Annotated in this window: 12 protein-coding genes and 1 pseudogene; 8 read left to right on the top strand and 5 right to left on the bottom strand. The window is 73.2% G+C overall.

Annotated elements, in window-relative coordinates; all coding sequences use genetic code 11:
- From ACIP93_RS16725 to ACIP93_RS16700, 6 genes are all read left to right on the top strand, one after another.
- Positions 1–2,199 carry an MGH1-like glycoside hydrolase domain-containing protein gene (locus tag ACIP93_RS16725; RefSeq protein WP_401759425.1) on the top strand — a complete coding sequence of 733 codons (2,199 nt, stop codon included), beginning with the start codon at positions 1–3 and terminating at the stop codon, positions 2,197–2,199.
- Positions 2,200–2,585: 386 nt separating this feature from the next.
- Positions 2,586–4,277 (top strand): sensor histidine kinase, encoded by a 1,692-nt coding sequence (locus ACIP93_RS16720; protein WP_401759422.1) that lies wholly within the window; start codon positions 2,586–2,588, stop codon positions 4,275–4,277.
- Complete coding sequence (locus tag ACIP93_RS16715) at positions 4,274–4,681, top strand: roadblock/LC7 domain-containing protein (RefSeq protein ID WP_345218749.1); 408 nt, start codon at positions 4,274–4,276, stop codon at positions 4,679–4,681. Before ACIP93_RS16720 ends, ACIP93_RS16715 begins: the two co-directional genes overlap by 4 nt.
- Positions 4,678–5,082, top strand: coding sequence for a DUF742 domain-containing protein (locus tag ACIP93_RS16710; protein WP_345218747.1), 405 nt, complete (start codon positions 4,678–4,680; stop codon positions 5,080–5,082). Before ACIP93_RS16715 ends, ACIP93_RS16710 begins: the two co-directional genes overlap by 4 nt.
- Positions 5,063–5,677, top strand: coding sequence for an ATP/GTP-binding protein (locus ACIP93_RS16705; protein WP_345218745.1), 615 nt, complete (start codon positions 5,063–5,065; stop codon positions 5,675–5,677). Before ACIP93_RS16710 ends, ACIP93_RS16705 begins: the two co-directional genes overlap by 20 nt.
- 44 nt (positions 5,678–5,721) lie before the next feature.
- On the top strand, positions 5,722–7,248 hold the full coding sequence (locus ACIP93_RS16700; protein ID WP_380837689.1) for a cytochrome P450: 1,527 nt from the start codon (positions 5,722–5,724) through the stop codon (positions 7,246–7,248).
- Between the two features lie 64 nt (positions 7,249–7,312).
- Here ACIP93_RS16700 and ACIP93_RS16695 read toward each other — a convergent pair whose 3' ends face one another.
- Together ACIP93_RS16695 and ACIP93_RS16690 are read right to left on the bottom strand one after the other, a co-directional pair.
- Entirely contained in the window at positions 7,313–8,425 is a 1,113-nt protein-coding gene (locus ACIP93_RS16695) for a terpene synthase family protein (RefSeq protein ID WP_345218742.1), read from the bottom strand.
- Between the two features lie 578 nt (positions 8,426–9,003).
- Positions 9,004–9,927: a phosphotransferase family protein gene (locus ACIP93_RS16690; RefSeq protein ID WP_401759773.1), complete on the bottom strand. Its 924-nt coding sequence runs from the start codon at positions 9,925–9,927 to the stop codon at positions 9,004–9,006.
- A 201-nt stretch (positions 9,928–10,128) separates the two neighbouring features.
- On the opposite strand from ACIP93_RS16690, the gene ACIP93_RS16685 reads away from it, so the two are divergent.
- Positions 10,129–11,508, top strand: coding sequence for an LCP family protein (locus ACIP93_RS16685; protein WP_401759770.1), 1,380 nt, complete (start codon positions 10,129–10,131; stop codon positions 11,506–11,508).
- A gap of 18 nt (positions 11,509–11,526) precedes the next feature.
- On the opposite strand, the pseudogene ACIP93_RS16680 reads toward ACIP93_RS16685, so the two are convergent.
- Positions 11,527–11,727: pseudogene (locus ACIP93_RS16680) on the bottom strand (4-hydroxybenzoate 3-monooxygenase); the annotation flags it as partial.
- Positions 11,728–12,020: 293 nt separating this feature from the next.
- On the opposite strand from ACIP93_RS16680, the gene ACIP93_RS16675 reads away from it, so the two are divergent.
- Entirely contained in the window at positions 12,021–13,910 is a 1,890-nt protein-coding gene (locus ACIP93_RS16675; RefSeq protein WP_345218738.1) for a CASTOR/POLLUX-related putative ion channel, read from the top strand.
- 293 nt (positions 13,911–14,203) lie between these two features.
- Here ACIP93_RS16675 and ACIP93_RS16670 read toward each other — a convergent pair whose 3' ends face one another.
- The gene (locus ACIP93_RS16670; RefSeq protein ID WP_345218735.1) at positions 14,204–14,842 is read right to left on the bottom strand and encodes a response regulator transcription factor; all 639 of its coding nucleotides are present in this window, start codon (positions 14,840–14,842) and stop codon (positions 14,204–14,206) included.
- 34 nt (positions 14,843–14,876) lie between these two features.
- The gene (locus tag ACIP93_RS16665; protein WP_401759416.1) at positions 14,877–16,646 is read right to left on the bottom strand and encodes a sensor histidine kinase; all 1,770 of its coding nucleotides are present in this window, start codon (positions 16,644–16,646) and stop codon (positions 14,877–14,879) included.
- Positions 16,647–16,836: the final 190 nt, after the last annotated feature.

Raw genomic sequence — 16,836 nt, 5'->3', positions numbered from 1 at the left:
ATGAACCCACGCACGCCCGCCCTCGCCGTCGCCCTGGCCTGCGGCACGCTCCTCGCCGGGGCCGTCGCGGCCCCCGCCGCCCCGGCCCCGCCCGCGGCGGCCGGCAGCCCGGGGCCGGTGGCCGGCTACGGCGACGTCCTGGACCGGCGGGGCTCCCCCGCCGCCGCCCGCCCGGACGAGTCCGACGGCCACAACAACTCCGTGAACGTCTTCGCCGACCGGGGCGCCTGGCACGCGTACGCGCTGCCCGAGGCGGGCGACACCGCCGCGTACGGGGGTTTCACCGGGCCCCTCTACATCGCGCAGGAGTACCCCTGGTGGCTGAGCAGGGCCTTCAGCCGCCTCCGCCTCACCGAGTCCGGGCAGCCGTTGGACCTCGCCGCCGGGGGCGCGCCGCGCTTCACCTCGCAGCCGGGCCGGCTGCTCCAGTCGTACGACCTCGGGGGCGGCCTGCGCCTGGAGATGGAGCTCCGCTTCTCCTCCCGGCGCACCGCGCTGGTGCGGGCCGAGATCCGCAACACCGGGCGGCAGACGCGCACCCTCGGCGCGGGCTGGACGGGGTCGCTGCTGCGCCCGCGGGCGGCGCCGATGAAGGACGCGCCGCGGCTGCGGGCGACCCGGCACGGCGTCGGAGTGGACTTCGCGAAGGTGCGCGAGACCTGGGAGTACCTGACCGACGGCACCGAGCGCTTCGAGGTCGTCCACCGGGAGCCGGTCCGCACCACCGTCGACGGCGACGCCTACCGCACCGAAGCCGTCTCCCCCGTCGTCCTGCGGCCCGGCCGCGGTCACTCCTTCGACTGGACCGAGTCGTACACCTTCACCGGGGCCGAGCGGGCCCGCGAGGCGGCGGCGGTGCGTTCCGCGCTCGCCCGGCCCGACGCGGCGGCCGCCTCCGCCGACGCCCGGTGGCGTCGCTATGTCGACTCGGTGACGCGCGGGGTGACGAAGGAGGACCGGCGGGTCGCGGTGAAGTCGCTGGAGACGCTGGTGACGAACTGGCGCGGGGCCGCGGGGAAGCTGGCGCACGACGGCATCACGCCGTCGATCTCCTACAAGTGGTTCACCGGCGGCCTGTGGGCGTGGGACACCTGGAAGCAGGCGGTGGGCACGGCGCGGTTCGAGCCCTCGCTGGCGCAGAGCCAGATCCGCTCGATGTTCGACCACCAGATACGCGCCGACAGTGCGACGCGCCCGCAGGACGCGGGCATGATCCCCGACTGCGTCTTCTACAACGACCCGGCGCGCGGGGGCGGCAACTGGAACGAGCGCAACTCCAAGCCGCCGCTGGCGGCATGGGCGGTGTGGGAGGTGTACGCGAAGTCCGGCGACCGGTCCTTCCTGCGCGAGCTGTACCCGAAGCTCGTGGCGTACCAGGAGTGGTGGTACCGCACCCGCGACCACGACGGCAACGGTCTCGCGGAGTACGGGGCGACGGTCGACCCGGGCAACGACTCCCCCACGGCGCGGTTGCTGGCGGCGGCCTGGGAGAGCGGCATGGACAACGCGCCGCGCTTCGACGCCGCCCTCGGCGCGGCGGTCGTCGCCAACACGGGGGCGGACGGGAAGGTGGTCGGCTACTCCGTCAACCAGGAGTCGGTGGACCTGAACGCCCATCTCGCCGCCGACCAGGGCCATCTGGCGAGGATCGCCCGGGAGCTGGGCAGGCCGGGCGAGGCACGGGACTGGGAGCGGAGGTCCCGGGCGACGCACACCGCCGTACGGGAGCGGATGTACGACCCGGCGACGGGCTGGTTCCACGACAAGGTGCTGGGCGGCGACCGGTTGCTGACCGCGCGCGGACGGGGCATCGAGGGCGCGACACCGCTGTGGACGGGCACGGCGTCCGCCGGGCAGGCGCGGGCGGTGCGGGCGAAGCTGACCGACCCGGCGGAATTCGCGACGAAGGTGCCGTTCCCGACGGTGGCCAGGAGTTCGCCGTACTTCCAGCCGACGCGCTACTGGCGGGGCCCGGTCTGGCTGGACCAGGCGTACTTCGCGCTGGGCGGCCTGCGGTCGTACGGCTACGGCCGCGACGCGGACAGGTTGACCGGGCAACTCCTCGCACAGGCGGCCGGTTTGCGGGGCAACGGGCCGATCATGGAGAACTACGATCCGGTGACCGGGGCCGCCCTCAACTCCACCAATTTCAGTTGGTCGGCGGCCGCGCTGCTGCCGATGCTGCCGCGCGACCGCTGACCTGGCGCCCGCCCGTCGCCCGTCCGCCGCCCGTCCGTCGACCTGTTCAGCGCCCGCCCTTCGCGGCACGAGCACGGCCCGTTCGCCCCGCCGGGGCGGGCGGGCCGTCGCGCGTTATCAAGCCCCACCCGTCACTGTCCCGCGCTTGCGGCATATTCCTTCCATCCGGTGACTCCCTGCACACAAGCGAGCGCCGAACGTACAAAGTCGGTGAGTCTATGCCGGGGACGACGATCGGTGCAGGGGCTTGGCAGAACCGGCCGACGCCCTCACGCGGGCGGGCTAAGCTCGCTGCGCAACAAGCCGAGTTGATGTGAATTCATCCACTTGTTCCCCTAGGTCGCTCTTGTTTGAAAACGTCCCCCAATCACCGCCAGAGGCTCTCCATGGTTCGGGTTGAATCCCCCCCACGTCAGGCAGCACATCAGGCGCGGCAGGCGACACATCAGGCGCATGCGGCACGACAGCAGGAGTCCACCTTCTTCCGGCCGATCGCCCTGGCCGTCGTCCTGACCGTCGCGGCCACCGCGGGCGCGGCGTTCCTCGTCGACGCGTCCGCCCGCATACCCGTCGCCTGGGCGGGGGCCGCGGCGACGGTGGTGATCGCCGCCCTCACGGGTGAGATCGTGCGGCGCGGCAGGGCCCTGCGCCAGGCGCAGGCCGACCACGCGGCGCGCGCGGCCCAGTTGGAGCGGCGGCTGGCCGAGCACGACGACGAGACGGTACGGCTGGCCAAGGAGCTGATGCCGGCCGCGATCCGGCGGCTGCGCTCCAGCGAATCGCCCGCCGAGGTGATGCGGGACGTCGTCGACGCGGACGAGCGCTACCGCGATCTGCCGTACGCGCAGCGCGAGTTGCTGCGCACCGTGCTCGACATCATCGACCTCGAAGAGGCCAGGCGGGAGTCCGCGCAGCGCGCGTTCGTCAACATCGCCCGCCGGGTGCAGGCCATCGTCCACCAGCAGGCGAGCGAGCTGCGGCAGATGGAGGAGGACCACGGGCGCAACCCGGAGGTCTTCGACGACCTGCTGCGCATCGACCACGGCACCGCCCTGATCGGCCGGCTCGCCGACTCCATCTCGGTGCTCGGCGGGGCCAGGCCCTCGCGTCAGTGGCCGCGCCCGGTACCGCTGTTCAGCGTGCTGCGCGGCGCGATGTCGCGCATCCTGGAGTACCGGCGCGTCGACCTGCACTCGATCGCCAAGGTCGCCATCATCGGCACCGCCGTCGAGCCGCTCATCCACGCCTGCGCGGAGCTCCTCGACAACGCGACCCGTTACTCGCCGCCGCAGACCCGGGTGCACGTCACCGCGGTCGAGGTGCAGACCGGCATCGCCATCGAGATCGAGGACGGCGGCGTCAGCCTCAGCGAGGAGGCCCGCCGCCGGGCGGAGAACATGCTCGTCCAGGCCCAGGCCGGCATCGACCTGAACGCGCTGGGCGACACGCCCCGCCTCGGCATGGCCGTGGTCGGACGGCTGTCGCAGATGTACAACCTCCAGGTGTCACTGCGGCAGTCCGCGTACGGCGGGGTGCGCGCAGTGCTGATCGTTCCGCGCGACATCGTCACCACCGGCCCCGCGCCCGGCATCGCCCACGGCATCGGCGCCTCCGCCGTGCCCCGCGGCGGCAAGATCGACGGCATGACGCCCGAAGAGGCCCGGGCGCCCCAGCGCAAGCCCCGTCCCGCCAGGCCGAAGCCGCCGACGCCCGCCCCCGCGGCGCCGGTCGCGCCGCCCCGGCCGGTACCGATGTCGGCCATGGAGGACGACGTTCCCGTGGTCACCGAATGGACCGAGAACGGGCTGCCCCAGCGCCGCAGCCGGGGCCGAGCGCCCCTCGGCTCCCACAACCTCCCGGCGCAGGAGCGTCAGGCCGCGGCCGAAGCCGCCGCGGCGGCAGCGGCGGCCGGCTTCCCGGTCAAGGAGGAACCCCAGCCGGGGATCTGGCTCGAAGCGTTCACCAAGGCGGCCAAGGGAGTGCCGCTGGACCCGCCGGCCGAGGCGGACGGCCCGCCCACGCACCAGGCCGACGGCACACACGACGACAACACGTGGGACAAGGGAGATCTGAAGTGATCCAGCAGCGGGCCAACTTGGACTGGATTCTGAAGGACCTGGCCACCGGCGTACCGCAGATCCACCAGATCGTGGTGCTCTCCGCGGACGGACTGCGCATCGCACGGCACGGCGGCGACCCGGACGTCGCCGACCGCCTCGCCGCCGCCTGCGCGGGGCTCCAGAGCCTGGCGTCGGCGGTCGCCGCGGAGATCCCCGACAGCGACGGGCAGATGCGGATGGTCGTCATCGAGGTGGACGGCGGCTTCTTCTACCTGATGGCGGCGGGCACGGGGGCCTACCTCGCGGTCCTCGCCGACGAGACGGTGGACGCCGGTCTGGTGGGAGCGCGGATGCGCGACCTGGTCGTACGGATCGGAGCCCACCTGACCAGCCCGCCCCGGCACGACGGGCACCACGGATGAAGACACCCCGCCGCGAACGCCGAGACAAGCTGCCCGCCGCCTCCGTCGCCGCCCCCGACCCGGGTGCGGCGAAGGGGGACCCGGAGCGGCTGTACGTCATCACCGGCGGCCCGGACGGCGGGGAGCGAGCCGCGCTCGACCTGGTCACCATGGTCGTCGCCTGTTCCACCCCGTCGCCGACCGTGCAGCCCGAACAGGCCGCGATCCTGCGGCTGTGCCGGGCCCCCCTGTCGGTGGCGGAGATCTCCGCGTACCTGCGCCTGCCCTTCAGCGTGGTCACCTCGCTGCTGACCGACCTCCTCGCCACCGAACTGGTGGAGTCGCGCGCCCCGATCGTGCGCGCCGTACTTCCCGACCGGTCCCTTCTCGAAGCGGTGATGCATGGACTTCAACGGCTCTGACACCATTACGGGCCCCCGTACCGAGGACGTACTGCCCAGCACTGCCACCGCCGCGGTGAAGGTGGTGATCGTCGGCGGTTTCGGCGTCGGGAAGACGACGATGGTCGGCGCGGTCAGCGAGATCCGCCCGCTGACCACCGAGGAGACGATGACGCAGGCCAGCATCGGCGTCGACGACAACTCGCGGATCGAGGGCAAGACGGCGACGACCGTCGCCATGGACTTCGGCCGGATCAGCATCAGCGAGCAGCTCATCCTGTACCTGTTCGGCACGCCCGGCCAGGAGCGCTTCTGGTTCCTGTGGAACGGCCTGTTCGAGGGCGCGCTCGGCGCGGTCGTGCTGGTCGACACCCGGCGGCTCGAAGTCAGCTTCGACGTGATCGGCCGGCTGGAGGAGCGCGGGGTGCCGTTCGTCGTCGCCGTGAACACCTTCCCGGACGCGCCGAGCCACCCCATGGAGACGCTGCGGCACGCGCTGGACCTGCCCGACGAGGTGCCGATGGTCAACTGCGACGCCCGGCTGCGGGCGTCCAGCCGCGATGTGCTGCTGACCCTCATGAACTACCTGCACGCGCTCGCCCTCCAGCGGTCCTGACGCCCGCCGGACCCTCGACTTCCCGATGCTCTTCAGGAGTTGCGATGACTTCCCCCTTCGATCCGACCCCGCTGCCGCCGCCCGAGTGCCCGGCGCACGCCTCGGGCGGCGCGCCCGAACCGGAGGTGAGCGAGATCGGCCCCGGCGGGCTGCGCAGGCTCTACGGCCCGGCGCACGAGAAGGACCCGATGGGCCTGTACGAGAAGCTGCGCGCCGAGCACGGGCCGGTGGCCCCCGTCCTGCTCAACGGCGACGTTCCGGCCTGGCTGGTGCTCGGCCACAGCGAGAACCTGCACATGACGCGCACCCCCTCGCTGTACTCCCGCGATTCGCGGCGCTGGCGGATGCTGCAGGACGGCTCGCTGGACATGACCAACCCGCTCGCGCCGATCTTCGCGTACCAGCCGGTGTGCGTCTTCGCGGACGGCGCGGAGCACGAGCGTCAGCGGGGCGCGGTCACCGACTCCATCGCCCGCATCGACCACCGGGGGGTGCGCCGCTTCATCAACCGGTTCAGCAACCGCCTGGTCAACGACTTCTGCGAGAGCGGGCAGGCCGACCTGGTCAGCCAGTTCGCCGAGCACCTGCCGATGATGGTGATGTGCCAGATCATCGGCATGCCCGAGGAGTACGACGAGGAGCTGGTGCAGGCCGCGCGCGAGATGCTCAAGGGCTCCGAGAAGGCGATCGCGGCCAACGAGCACGTGATGGGGGCCCTGTACCGGCTGGTGGCGCGCCGCCGGGCGGAACCCGAGGAGGACTTCGCGACGTGGCTGGTGGAGCACCCCGCGCAGTTCACCGACGACGAGGCCGCCCACCATCTGCGCCTGGTGCTGATCGCCGCGTACGAGACGACGGCGAACCTGATCGCCAACGTGCTGCGCATGGTGCTCACCGACCCCCGCTTCCGCGCCCAGCTCAGCGGCGGGCACATGACGCTGCCGGAGGCGGTGGAGCAGACGCTGTGGGACGAGCCGCCGTTCACGACGATCCTGGGCCGGTGGGCCGCCGGTGACTCCGAGCTCGGCGGGCAGAAGATCAAGGCGGGCGACGCCCTGATCGTCGGCATCGCCCCCGCCAACGTGGACCCGGTGGTGCGCCCCGAGCCGTCGGCCTCGATGCAGGGCAACCGCGCCCATCTCGCGTTCAGCGGCGGGCCGCACGAGTGCCCCGGCCAGGACATCGGGCGTGCCATCGCCGACACGGGTGTCGACGCCCTGCTGATGCGCCTGCCGGACATTCAGCTCTCGGTCGAGGAGGACGAGTTGAGGTGGCGCAGCACCCTGATGTCGCGTCACCTGATCGAGCTGCCGGTGTCCTTCGCGCCGCGACCGCCGCAGGAGATCACCGGCCCCGTCATTCCCGAGCGGGCCGGGGCCGCGGCCCGCGACTGGCAGATCAGCTCTCCGCGCAGGCCCGACCCGGCCGCATCCGGCACGGTGCCGCAGCCCGGCCCGGTACCGGCGGCGCCCCGGACCGCGCCGCCGGCGGCGACGGTCCCGGCGCAGCGTCGGGGGTCGGCGCCGGTGCGGGCCTGGCGCACGCTGGTCACCTGGTGGCGGGGCTACTAGCAGCCGTCGTACGCGTCCGGGGCCCGGCAGCGCCGGGCCGGGCCGGGGCCGTTCGCGCGTCGTCTCAGGCGGCGTGGCGGACGGCCTCGACGTGTTCGGCCACCTGGTCCCACCACCAGGAGATGGTCGGCAGCGGCAGGGCGTCGGCGCTGTCGTCGGCCGGGCGGTGCTTCCACCAGCCGGCCGGTTTGGCGAGCGGGGTGACCTGCTGGGGCGCCACCCGGTAGCGCGGGCAGCGGGCGGCCCAGTCGAGGTGGCCGCGCACGAACTGCCCCAGGTCGTGGACGTATCGCCGCAGTTCGGCGCCTCCATCGCACAGGACCTGCGCGCGCAGGCGCAGGAAGAGCACCATCACGCGGTCGCGCATGGCGACGGCGTGCTGGAGCGCCTCGGCGGGGGCGCAGTCCAGTTCGTGGCACAGGACGTCGACCAGGTTGAGGTCGTCGTCGGCGCGCAGGAGTTCCTTGTTGCGCGAGTAGAGGTCGTTGTCCCAGCTGACGAGGGTCCAGGTGATCTCGGTGAGGGCCCGCACCCGGGGGTCCTCCAGGTCCTCGTCGGGGACCGAGTAGCCGGCGACTATCTCCATCATCGCGGTGGAGGGGGCCATCCCGATGGCCCGCATCCACAGGGTGACGTAGTCGTTCACGGAGGGCTGGCCGGGGCTGCGCCGGCACTCCGCCTCCCAGACCAGACCGGAGGTGTAGACGCGCATGGCGTCGACCCAGCGGCGGATCTGGCGGGCGGTGGCGTACCGCTCCAGTTCGACGCGCAGGTCGCGCAGGACGGCGGCGTGCCGCGACTCGCCGGGGACGGGGTCGCCGGGGGCCTCGACGGCCCGCATGATGTGGCCGACCTCCCGGGCGAGCTGTCCTGCGGTGGGCCGGGCCTCGTCGCAGACGCCGTCGTCGAGGGAGAAGAGGACGGCGTGGAACTTCGCCATCAGGGTGAGCGGGGCGAGGCGGCCGTAGGGCATGGTGAAGGCGGTGAGCCCGCCGAAGTCGCAGCGCGCGAGCCGGGCGCGCTGGTCCGCGTCGGTGTCGAGGTCCTGCCGGAACATCCAGTCGACGGTCAGCTCGTTCAGCACCTCCGCCGCCGGGTGCGCCGCGGACGGCACCGGGCAGTAGAAGGGCGTGTGCGGCAGGGGCTGAACAAGCCGGTGATCCGAAGTGACGTGCATGGGAATTCCCCCTGGAGTCCAGGTTTCAGCGTGCAGTGCGGTGTTCTGGTCCGTGCTGTGGCCTATCTGCCCATGTCGGATCGTCAATAACGATGCAATTGCCCGCCATCTGCAGAAAGTTGAGCGCGGGGTGTCCGGAGCTGTCGATGGGCCGGACTTCGGGACCGGTGCGCGCTGCGGATGATCTCCAGGGGGCGTACGAGGCCACCGGGACGAATCTTTACCCGTACACCTCTTGCCATCGAGCCGCCCCGGGGGGCCGGATCCGTGATTCCGTACGGTGGACGCACGTACGGGCACGGAAAGGGTTCACGAAGCGCGCGGGTGGGCACGGGTGGCTGCCATGTGGCCGGATATCGCCTTGTTCCGAACGGGATGTTCGAAGGGTCCGGCCCTTACCCGTCCGGGTCCGCGCCGTTGCACGCCTCCGTTCGCGCCGCGAGCGCCGGGTGCGGTGCGCTCCGGTGCGCACTGCCGCGTTCGAATCGCTTCGGACGCCCTCGGGCAGGACACCGGGCCGGCACGCGCGGCGCACCGCCGCACGGTGTCAACAAGGGGCGGGTCCGGACCCGGGCGGATCAGCCGGTGCCGAACCAGGTCTCGGCGACCGCGTCCCACGTCGGCTCGGGCGGCGCGGGCAGTTCGCGGAAGTACCAGGGCAGGTTGGCGTAGACGTGGAGCAGGGTGTACGCGAGGAGCAGGCGCGGGTCGAAGGCGCGGCCGTACTCCTGCTGGAAGCGGGCCATCAGGCCGGGTTCGCCCCTGGTGAGGAAGAGCCCGACGCCGACCAGGTCGTAGGCCGGGTCGCCGAGCATGGCGGGTTCGAAGTCGAAGAGCCCGGTGAGCCGCCAGGTGGCGGGGTCGACCACGAAGTGCTGTCGCATCGGCTCGGTGTGCAGCAGGACGCGGGGCGCGTCGGCGGGCAGGTCGACGGAGTCGAGGAAGGCGGGGATCGTCTCGACCCACTCCTCGGGCAGGCCCCGGGTGCGCTGGCGTTCGACGGCGCCGGCCCGCTGCCGGGCGAGGAAGTGGGCCCAGTCGGCGGGGCCGAGGGTGGTGGCGAGGGGCTGCGGATCGAGGGCGTGCAGGGCGGCCAGCGCCCCGGCGGCCTGGGCGACGACGCCGGCCCGGGCGGCGGTGGGGATGCGCGGCCAGGCCCGGGCCAGGTCTTCGCCCGGGAGGCGGGACATGAGGACGTACCGCCAGCCGTTCTCGTACCCGCCGGTGGAGTGGAGGGCGGGCGTGGCGACGGGGAGGCGTCCGTGGAGGTGGGCCAGGACGCGGCTCTCCGTGTCGGCGTCCGGGGCGTCGACACCGGGGAAGAGCTTGAGGACGTGGGTGTCGCCGACGGCGTAGACGGGCTGCGAGCCCTCGGAGAAGCGCATCAGCGGCAGGTCGCCGAGGCCGAGGCGGGCGCAGAGGTCCTGCGCTCCGGGGCGTACGCGCGCGTCGTCGGGGACGACGGCGTCCCACTCTTCTTCGGTGTTCACCTCGGGAAGCATGACGCGGACAGTAGGCGGATGATCAGCACGGCGGCAATCGAATTGGGGGGCGGCTGCGTTAGGCTGCGGGTCACTCACGCCCGATTTGCACCGTTTTGGGAGCTCCGGGCGTGCCGTGGTGCCGCTCGTGCCGTCCGTACCACGCAGGCCGCTCCCGCCGCTTCGGTTCGCCGCCTGTCGGTTTGCTCCCTGGAGGTCCTCTTGCTTTCGAGCCGCCCCCGCACCGGCCGCTCCTCCGCCGGCCGCTCCCCCGTCGGCCGGGGCCCCTTCCGGCGTCGGCGTCGGCTGGCGCTCGCGGTGCTGCTGGTGGCCTCGCTGGCCGCCGGGTCCCTTCCGGCGACGGCCGACGCCCCCGCCCCGTACACCCTCGTGCACGACGGCACGCTGTCCCCGGACGCGCTGGCGGCGCCGGGGACGAACCTGCTGGTCGTGGGCATCGACCGGCGCACGGGGATGACGCGGGAGCAGATCGCCAGGCTCCATGTCGGCGGCAAGGAGTGCGACTGCACCGACACGATGATGCTGGTGCACTTCTCCCGCGACGGCGACCGGATGAGCGTGGTCTCGCTGCCCCGCGACTCGTACGTACCGTTCGCCCCGCACGACCATCCGCGGCATTCGGGCAAGATCAACGGCGCGTACCTGCACGGCGGGCCCGACCTCGCGGTGCGCACGGTCGAGCAGGCCACCGGACTGCGGATCGACCACTACCTGGAGACGGACTTCGTCCGCTTCGCGGACGCGGTCGACGCGCTGGGCGGCGCCGAGGTCTGCACCGACAGACCGCTGGAGGACCTGAACGCGGGGCTGAGCCTGCGGCCCGGCACCCGTGTGCTCCAGGGCGTGGAGGCACTGCGGTACGCACGGGCCCGCAAGGTGTCGCCGCCCGGCGACCTCGGCCGGGTGCGCCGTCAGCAGCGGTTGCTGCTCGGGATGCTGACCCGGCTGGCGGAGGCGGGTGCGCTGAGCGACCCGGTGAAGCTGGCCGCCGCGGCCTCCGCGCTGCTCCCGCAGGTGCGCACGGACGCGGGGACGGGCGTGGCGACGCTGTTCGGGCTGGGCTGGGGGCTGCGCGAACTGCGTGCCGACCGGGTGGAGTTCGCGACGGTGCCGATGAGGGCCTTCGACCACCGGGTGCCGTCGTGGGGCTCGACGCTGCTGTGGGACGAGGTACGGGCGAGCCGGATGTTCGCCGCGGTGCGGGAGGACCGGCCGGTCGCCGACGAACTCACGCTGCGGGCGGTGCCGGTGGCGATGGACCCGGGCACGGTTCTGGTGCGGGCGGACGACCCGGACGTGGCCGAGGGGCTGCGCAGGAGCGGTTTCGCCGTGACGAAGGCGGAAGCCCCGGCGGTGCGGGCCGAGCAGCCGACCGTGATCGTGTACGACCCGTACTGGGAGCGGTACGCCTCGACGCTGGCGGCGGCGCTCCCGGGCGCGCTGCTGCGGCCGGTCCGGGGGAACGGGCGCACCTTCGAGGTGCGGGTCGGGAGCGCCGGGCAGCCGGTGGCCGAGGTGATGTACGACAGGAGCATGGTCGAGGGGGCGCCGATGACGGGGGAGCAACTGCGCTGCCGTTGAGCTCCGGCCGTGGGTGAAGGGCAACCCCGCGTAGTTCTGGGCGAGTTCGGCCGCGGCGTGCCGTGAGGAGGCGATGCGGTCGAGCTGGGAGATCTGCAAGCGGGTCCGGAACGGGGACTGGCCGGGCTCCGGGTGCAGGGTCGTCGTCATGAAGTACGAGAAGTGCTCGGCCCGCCAGATCCGGCGCAGCGCGGCGTCCGAGGAGGCGTCGAGGAGGTCGCCGCCGGTGAACGGCAGCGCGTAGCCGTAGAAGGGGCCGACCGTCTGGGAGGGGGTGTTGCGGGCGACGGCCCCGGGCATCGAGGCGGACCTCGCGCAGGCCGGGAGGTTCACCCGCACGGCGGCTTGCTGAAAGCACCGCGAAACGCACTCGAAAGGGGTGCGCGAGTGCGGCGGGTCGGCTGCGGCGGCCCCGCTCGCGGGTGGAGGATCGGGAGCGCCGGGGGCGATGTGCGCGCTTCGCCCGCGCGGTCCCGTTCCCTGCCCGCGCGTCGCCGGAGGTGAGTTGCGGCATGGCCCGCACTTCTGTCGTCGGTCCCCGCCTTCGGTACTGGTTCGACAACACGATGACCCGGGGCACCCCCGCCCTGATCGGCTGGCTCTCGCTGGTCTGCCTGGGGCTCGTCGTTCCGGTGAGCGCCCTGCTGGTGCGGGCGGACACCGGCCGGTCCGGCACGCCGCGCAGCCAGCTCGGGGAGATCTGGAAGAACGTGAGCTCGACGCTCAAGCTGGGCGGCGCGGTCGGCGCCCCGGCGTTCGTGCTGCTGTCGATCCTGCTCGCCCTGGTGGGGCTGTTCTTCGCGAGCACCCTGGTCGGGCTGATCGCGGCCGGCGTCAACCGCAAGATCATGGATCTGCGGCGCGGCCGCTCCGTGGTCCTCGAAGACCAGCACACCGTGCTCCTGGGCTGGTCGGAGCAGGTCTACCCGGTCATCAGGCAGTTGGTGGAGGCCAACGTCAACAAGCGCCGGGCGGCCGTCGCGGTCCTCGCCGACAAGGACAAGGCCGAGATGGAGGACCTGATCCGGGTCCGGGTGCCGAACACCCGCAACACCCGGGTGATCTGCCGCACCGGAAGCCCCGTGGACCCCGCCGACATCCAGCGGGTCAATCCGCGGGGCGCGCGGGCGGTGATCGTGCTGACGCCGGGCGTCGAGGACGGTGACGCCGACATCGTCAAGACGCTGCTGGCCGTCACCCGCAGCCCCGGCATGCAGGAGGGCCCGCGGCATGTGCTGGCCGCCGTGCAGAACGTACGCAACCGGGACGCGGCGCGGCTCGCGGCAGGCGCCGGGGCCTGCGTGCTGAGCATCGACGACGTCGCGGCCCGCCTCATCGTGCAGACCTGCCGGCAGCCGGGCCTCTCGGTGGTCTACATGGACCTCCTCACCTTCGAGGGCAACGAGTTCTACCTGACCGCCGAACCGGGGCTGACGGGCCGCACCTACGGCGACGCGCTCCTGTCGTACGCCACCTCCTCGGTGGTCGGCCTGCGCCGGGCCGACGGCGCACTGGAGCTCAACCCGCCCTCCACCAGCCTCATCCACGAGGGCGACGAGATCGTCGCGATCTCGCAGGACGACGACACGATCGTCCTCTGCGACCGCCCGTGGACCGTGGACCGGACGGCGATCGTCACCTCGGCGCCGCCCGCCCGCCGGCCCGAGCGGACCCTGATGCTGGGCTGGAACCGGCGCGCCGCCACCGTCATCGCGGAGCTCGACCAGTACGTCGCCGAGGGCTCGGTCATCGACGTGGTCGCCCGGGAGACGGAGGTCGCCCGGACCCTCACGTCCGTGCCGCTGGAGCGCGGCGCGCTGACCGCGTCCTTCCGGACGGGCGACGTCACGGAGCCGGACGTGCTGCGCGGCCTGGACCTCCCCTCGTACGACCGCGTGATCGTCCTCAGCGACGACGCCGACGGCACGATGGGCCTGCGCGCCGACAACCGCACCCTGGTGACGCTGCTCCAGCTGCGCGGCATCGCCGACGGCACGGGCCGCGCGCTGCCGGTGGTCGCGGAGCTGAGCGACGACCGCAACCGGGCGCTGGCGCCGATCAGCGAGAGGGACGACTTCATCGTCAGCGACAAGCTGATCAGCCTGCTGATGACGCAGGTCTCGGAGAACCGCGGCCTGGCCGACCTGTTCGAGCACCTCTTCCGCGCGCAGGGCAGCGAGGTCTACCTCAAGCCCGCCCGGGACTACGTGGCGGCGGAGCGCGAGGTGAACTTCTACACGGTGGTGGAGTCGGCCCGCCTCCAGGGGCACTCCGCGATCGGCTACCGGCGGCTCTCGGAGGCCGCGCGGCCGCCGGAGTACGGCATCCACCTCAACCCGGACAAGGCGGAGCGGCTGCGCTTCACCGAGGGGGACAGCGTGATCGTGGTGGCGGACGGCTGAGCGGCCGGCCCGCGAACGGCCTCCGCGGAGCGCTGACCGGGCAGGACGCGAGGATTCCGGATCTCAGGGCAGACCCTGATGCCAGGGCCGCACGGGCTGCCTATGGTTGCTTTCACCGGCACCGTTCCGCGGACGACGACGGGGGATCACGGGGGATTTCACGGGGGAGACGTCGTCCCGGAACGGATCGCTGGTACTTCTTGCCGCGTGCCCGGACCCGGTCCGTACGGACCGGGTCCGGGCACGCGGACATTCGGCCGCGCCGACGCTCAGCCAGGTGCTCGGGCGGACGCTCAGGCACGCAGGTACGTCAGCACGGCCCGTACTCTGCGGTGGTCGTGCAGATCGGTCTCCAGCGCCAGCTTGGCGAAGATGTTGCGCACATGCGTCTCGACCGTCTTCGCGCCGATGACCAGGTGCCGGGCGATGGCGTCGTTGCTGCGCCCCTCGGCCATCAGCCCCAGCACCTCCCGTTCGCGGCCGGTGAGTTCGTCCAGCGGGCCCGGTGCGCGCGGGGCGGCCAGCAGCCGGGCCACCACCTGCGGGTCCAGCACGCTCCCCCCCGCGGCGACCCGCTTCAGCGCGCTGCCCAGTTCGTCGATGTCGGCGACGCGCTCCTTGAGCAGGTAGCCGAAGCCGCGCGGGTCGCGGGCCAGTTCGCGCACCGTGTCGGTGGTCTCCACGTACTGCGAGAGCAGCAGGATGCCGGTGCCGGGGTGCCGCTCGCGGATCGTGGCGGCGGCGCGCAGGCCCTCGTCGGTGTGGGTGGGCGGCATCCGGATGTCCAGGAGGACGGAGTCCGGCCGGTGCCGGTCGACGAGCGCGGGCAGCGCTTGGGCGTCGCCGAGTTCGGCGGCCACCTCGAATCCCGCATCGGTCAGCAGCCGTACGATCCCCTGCCGGAGGAGCGCCGAGTCCTCTGCCACGATCACGCGCACGCCGCACCCGCCCCGCCGAGGCCCACTGTCAACCGCACGGCAACTCCGCCCTGATCCGCGTCCCGCCGCCTGCGGGACTGTCGACGTGCAGTATCCCGTCCACGGCGGCGAGCCGGTCGGCCAGCCCCCGCAGCCCGCTCCCCGCGGCGGTGTCCGCGCCGCCGATGCCGTCGTCGACGGTCTCCACGACGAGCCGGTCCCCGGTGTGCCGGGCGGAGACGCTGACCGCGCGGGCACGGGCGTGCTTGGCCACGTTGGCGAGGGCCTCGCAGACGGTGAAGTAGGCGGTGGACTCCACGACCGGGTCGTAGCGCCGGGGTTCGGCGGCGACCACCACGGGCACGGCGGCCTGCTGGGCGAGGGCGGTGAGCGCGGGGCCCAGTCCCTCGCGGGTGAGGACGGCGGGGTGGATGCCGTGGGCGATGCCGCGCAGCTCCTCCAGGGCGAGGGTGAGGCTCTCCTCCACCTCGGCGAGGGAGGCGCGCAGGGAGGGGTCGGGGTGGTCGGCGAGGGCGCGGTCGACGCGGCGCAGCGCCATCTTCGCGAAGACCAGGCGGGCCTGCGCCCCATCGTGCAGGTCGCGTTCCAGGCGGCCCCGTTCGGCGTCGGCGGCGCGCACGATGCGGGAGGTGACCTCCTTGGCCTGGGTGCGCAGCCACACGTTCTCCAGGGCCAGCCGCAGGGCCGCGCCGACCGCCTCCAGGAGGGCGGGGTCCTGGGCGAGCGCCGGGTCGTGGTGCAGCAGGGCCAGCGGGGTGCCGCGGGAGGAGTCGACGCGGGTGCGCCCGGGGCCGTCGCCGCGCACGCTCTGGCCCGATCCGTCGACGTACTCCCCCTTCTCCTCCGCCCACAGGCCGAGCCGCAGGCCGGGGTCGCCCAGGACCCGGCCGAGGGCGGCGCGCAGCCTGTCCTGGTCGGGGTCGCTGCCGAGGTCCATGACGAGGTCGCCGACCTCGGCGCGCTGGAGCCGCATCCGCAGCAGTCCGACGAGGAAGGCGACCGGGACGGCGACCTGGGTGACGTCGGAGAGCAGGAAGACGGCGCTCTGCAGGAGGCCGGCCGGGGGCGACGGCAGCAGCAGGAGCAGCAGGTCCCACAGCAGGAACGCGGAGGCGATCGCGATGGCGATCCACGCGGGCAGCAGCGCCCGGCGGCGCGCCACCGACGCCTGCTGCCAGCGGCGCACGATGGCGACGACCAGCACGATCGACAGCAGCCAGCCGAGCGCCCGGTAGACGGTGTCGACCGGCGTGAAGAGGCCGGCGAGAGCCGGGACGTGCAGGAGGTTGGGGCCGCAGTCGTTGCAGGAGAGGTACGTCGCCTCGACGGCGACGACCGCCGGGTCGTACGTCAGCGCGCGCAGCAGACCGCCGACGGCGACGAGACCGTACGAGAAGACCACCAGGCGGCGGGCGGGCGCGGAGCCGGGGCGGCCGTCGGGGAAGGAGAGGACCAGGTGGACGAGGACGGCCATGTTGAGCGCCTCCCACCAGGCGCCGACCGCGAAGAGGGCGGGCACGCCGGTGCCCTGGAGGTTGCCCAGGAACCAGGCGACGCCCTCGGCGACCATGAGCGGTCCGGTGCGGTTGGCGGGCCGGTGCCACCAGGCGGTGAGGCCGCCGCCCGCGTAGGCGAGGCCGACCGCGAGGTCGCGGGCGATGTCGCCCGCGCTGCCGCCCGCACGGTGGTACGCCCAGGCTCCGGCGGACGCGGAGACGGCCGCCGCGAGGGCCGCCGCGGCCAGACGTATGCGCAGGGGGCCGGGCGGGACGGGAGGTCTGTTTTGGTGCCTTTCCACGGCCCACACGGTAGGGCATGGCCGGGCCAGGCGGCCCCGTCGGCGCTGCCGGCCCCCCGTGCGTGCGCCGGACGGGCCGGCCGCGGGGGACGAGCCGACGGGGCCGGACGAGGGGTTCCTACGCCGATTGGGAGGGGGGCGGGCCCTCACTCCGTACTCCCCGGACCGCCACCGCACATCACCCCGCCGC

It is taken from the genome of Streptomyces sp. NPDC088745 (assembly GCF_044751045.1).
GTDB classification, from domain to species: Bacteria; Actinomycetota; Actinomycetes; order Streptomycetales; family Streptomycetaceae; genus Streptomyces; species Streptomyces cremeus.
This window is presented reverse-complemented; position numbering and strand designations above follow the sequence as displayed.

Bases quoted from the DNA above. Each gene is read 5' to 3' on its own strand.
- ACIP93_RS16725 (WP_401759425.1), top strand. From the start codon at position 1: ATGAACCCACGCACGCCCGCCCTCGCCGTCGCCCTGGCCTGCGGCACG.
- ACIP93_RS16720 (WP_401759422.1), top strand. From the start codon at position 2,586: ATGGTTCGGGTTGAATCCCCCCCACGTCAGGCAGCACATCAGGCGCGG.
- ACIP93_RS16710 (WP_345218747.1), top strand. From the start codon at position 4,678: ATGAAGACACCCCGCCGCGAACGCCGAGACAAGCTGCCCGCCGCCTCC.
- ACIP93_RS16705 (WP_345218745.1), top strand. From the start codon at position 5,063: ATGGACTTCAACGGCTCTGACACCATTACGGGCCCCCGTACCGAGGAC.
- ACIP93_RS16700 (WP_380837689.1), top strand. From the start codon at position 5,722: ATGACTTCCCCCTTCGATCCGACCCCGCTGCCGCCGCCCGAGTGCCCG.
- ACIP93_RS16695 (WP_345218742.1), bottom strand. From the start codon at position 8,425: ATGCACGTCACTTCGGATCACCGGCTTGTTCAGCCCCTGCCGCACACG.
- ACIP93_RS16690 (WP_401759773.1), bottom strand. From the start codon at position 9,927: ATGCTTCCCGAGGTGAACACCGAAGAAGAGTGGGACGCCGTCGTCCCC.
- ACIP93_RS16675 (WP_345218738.1), top strand. From the start codon at position 12,021: ATGGCCCGCACTTCTGTCGTCGGTCCCCGCCTTCGGTACTGGTTCGAC.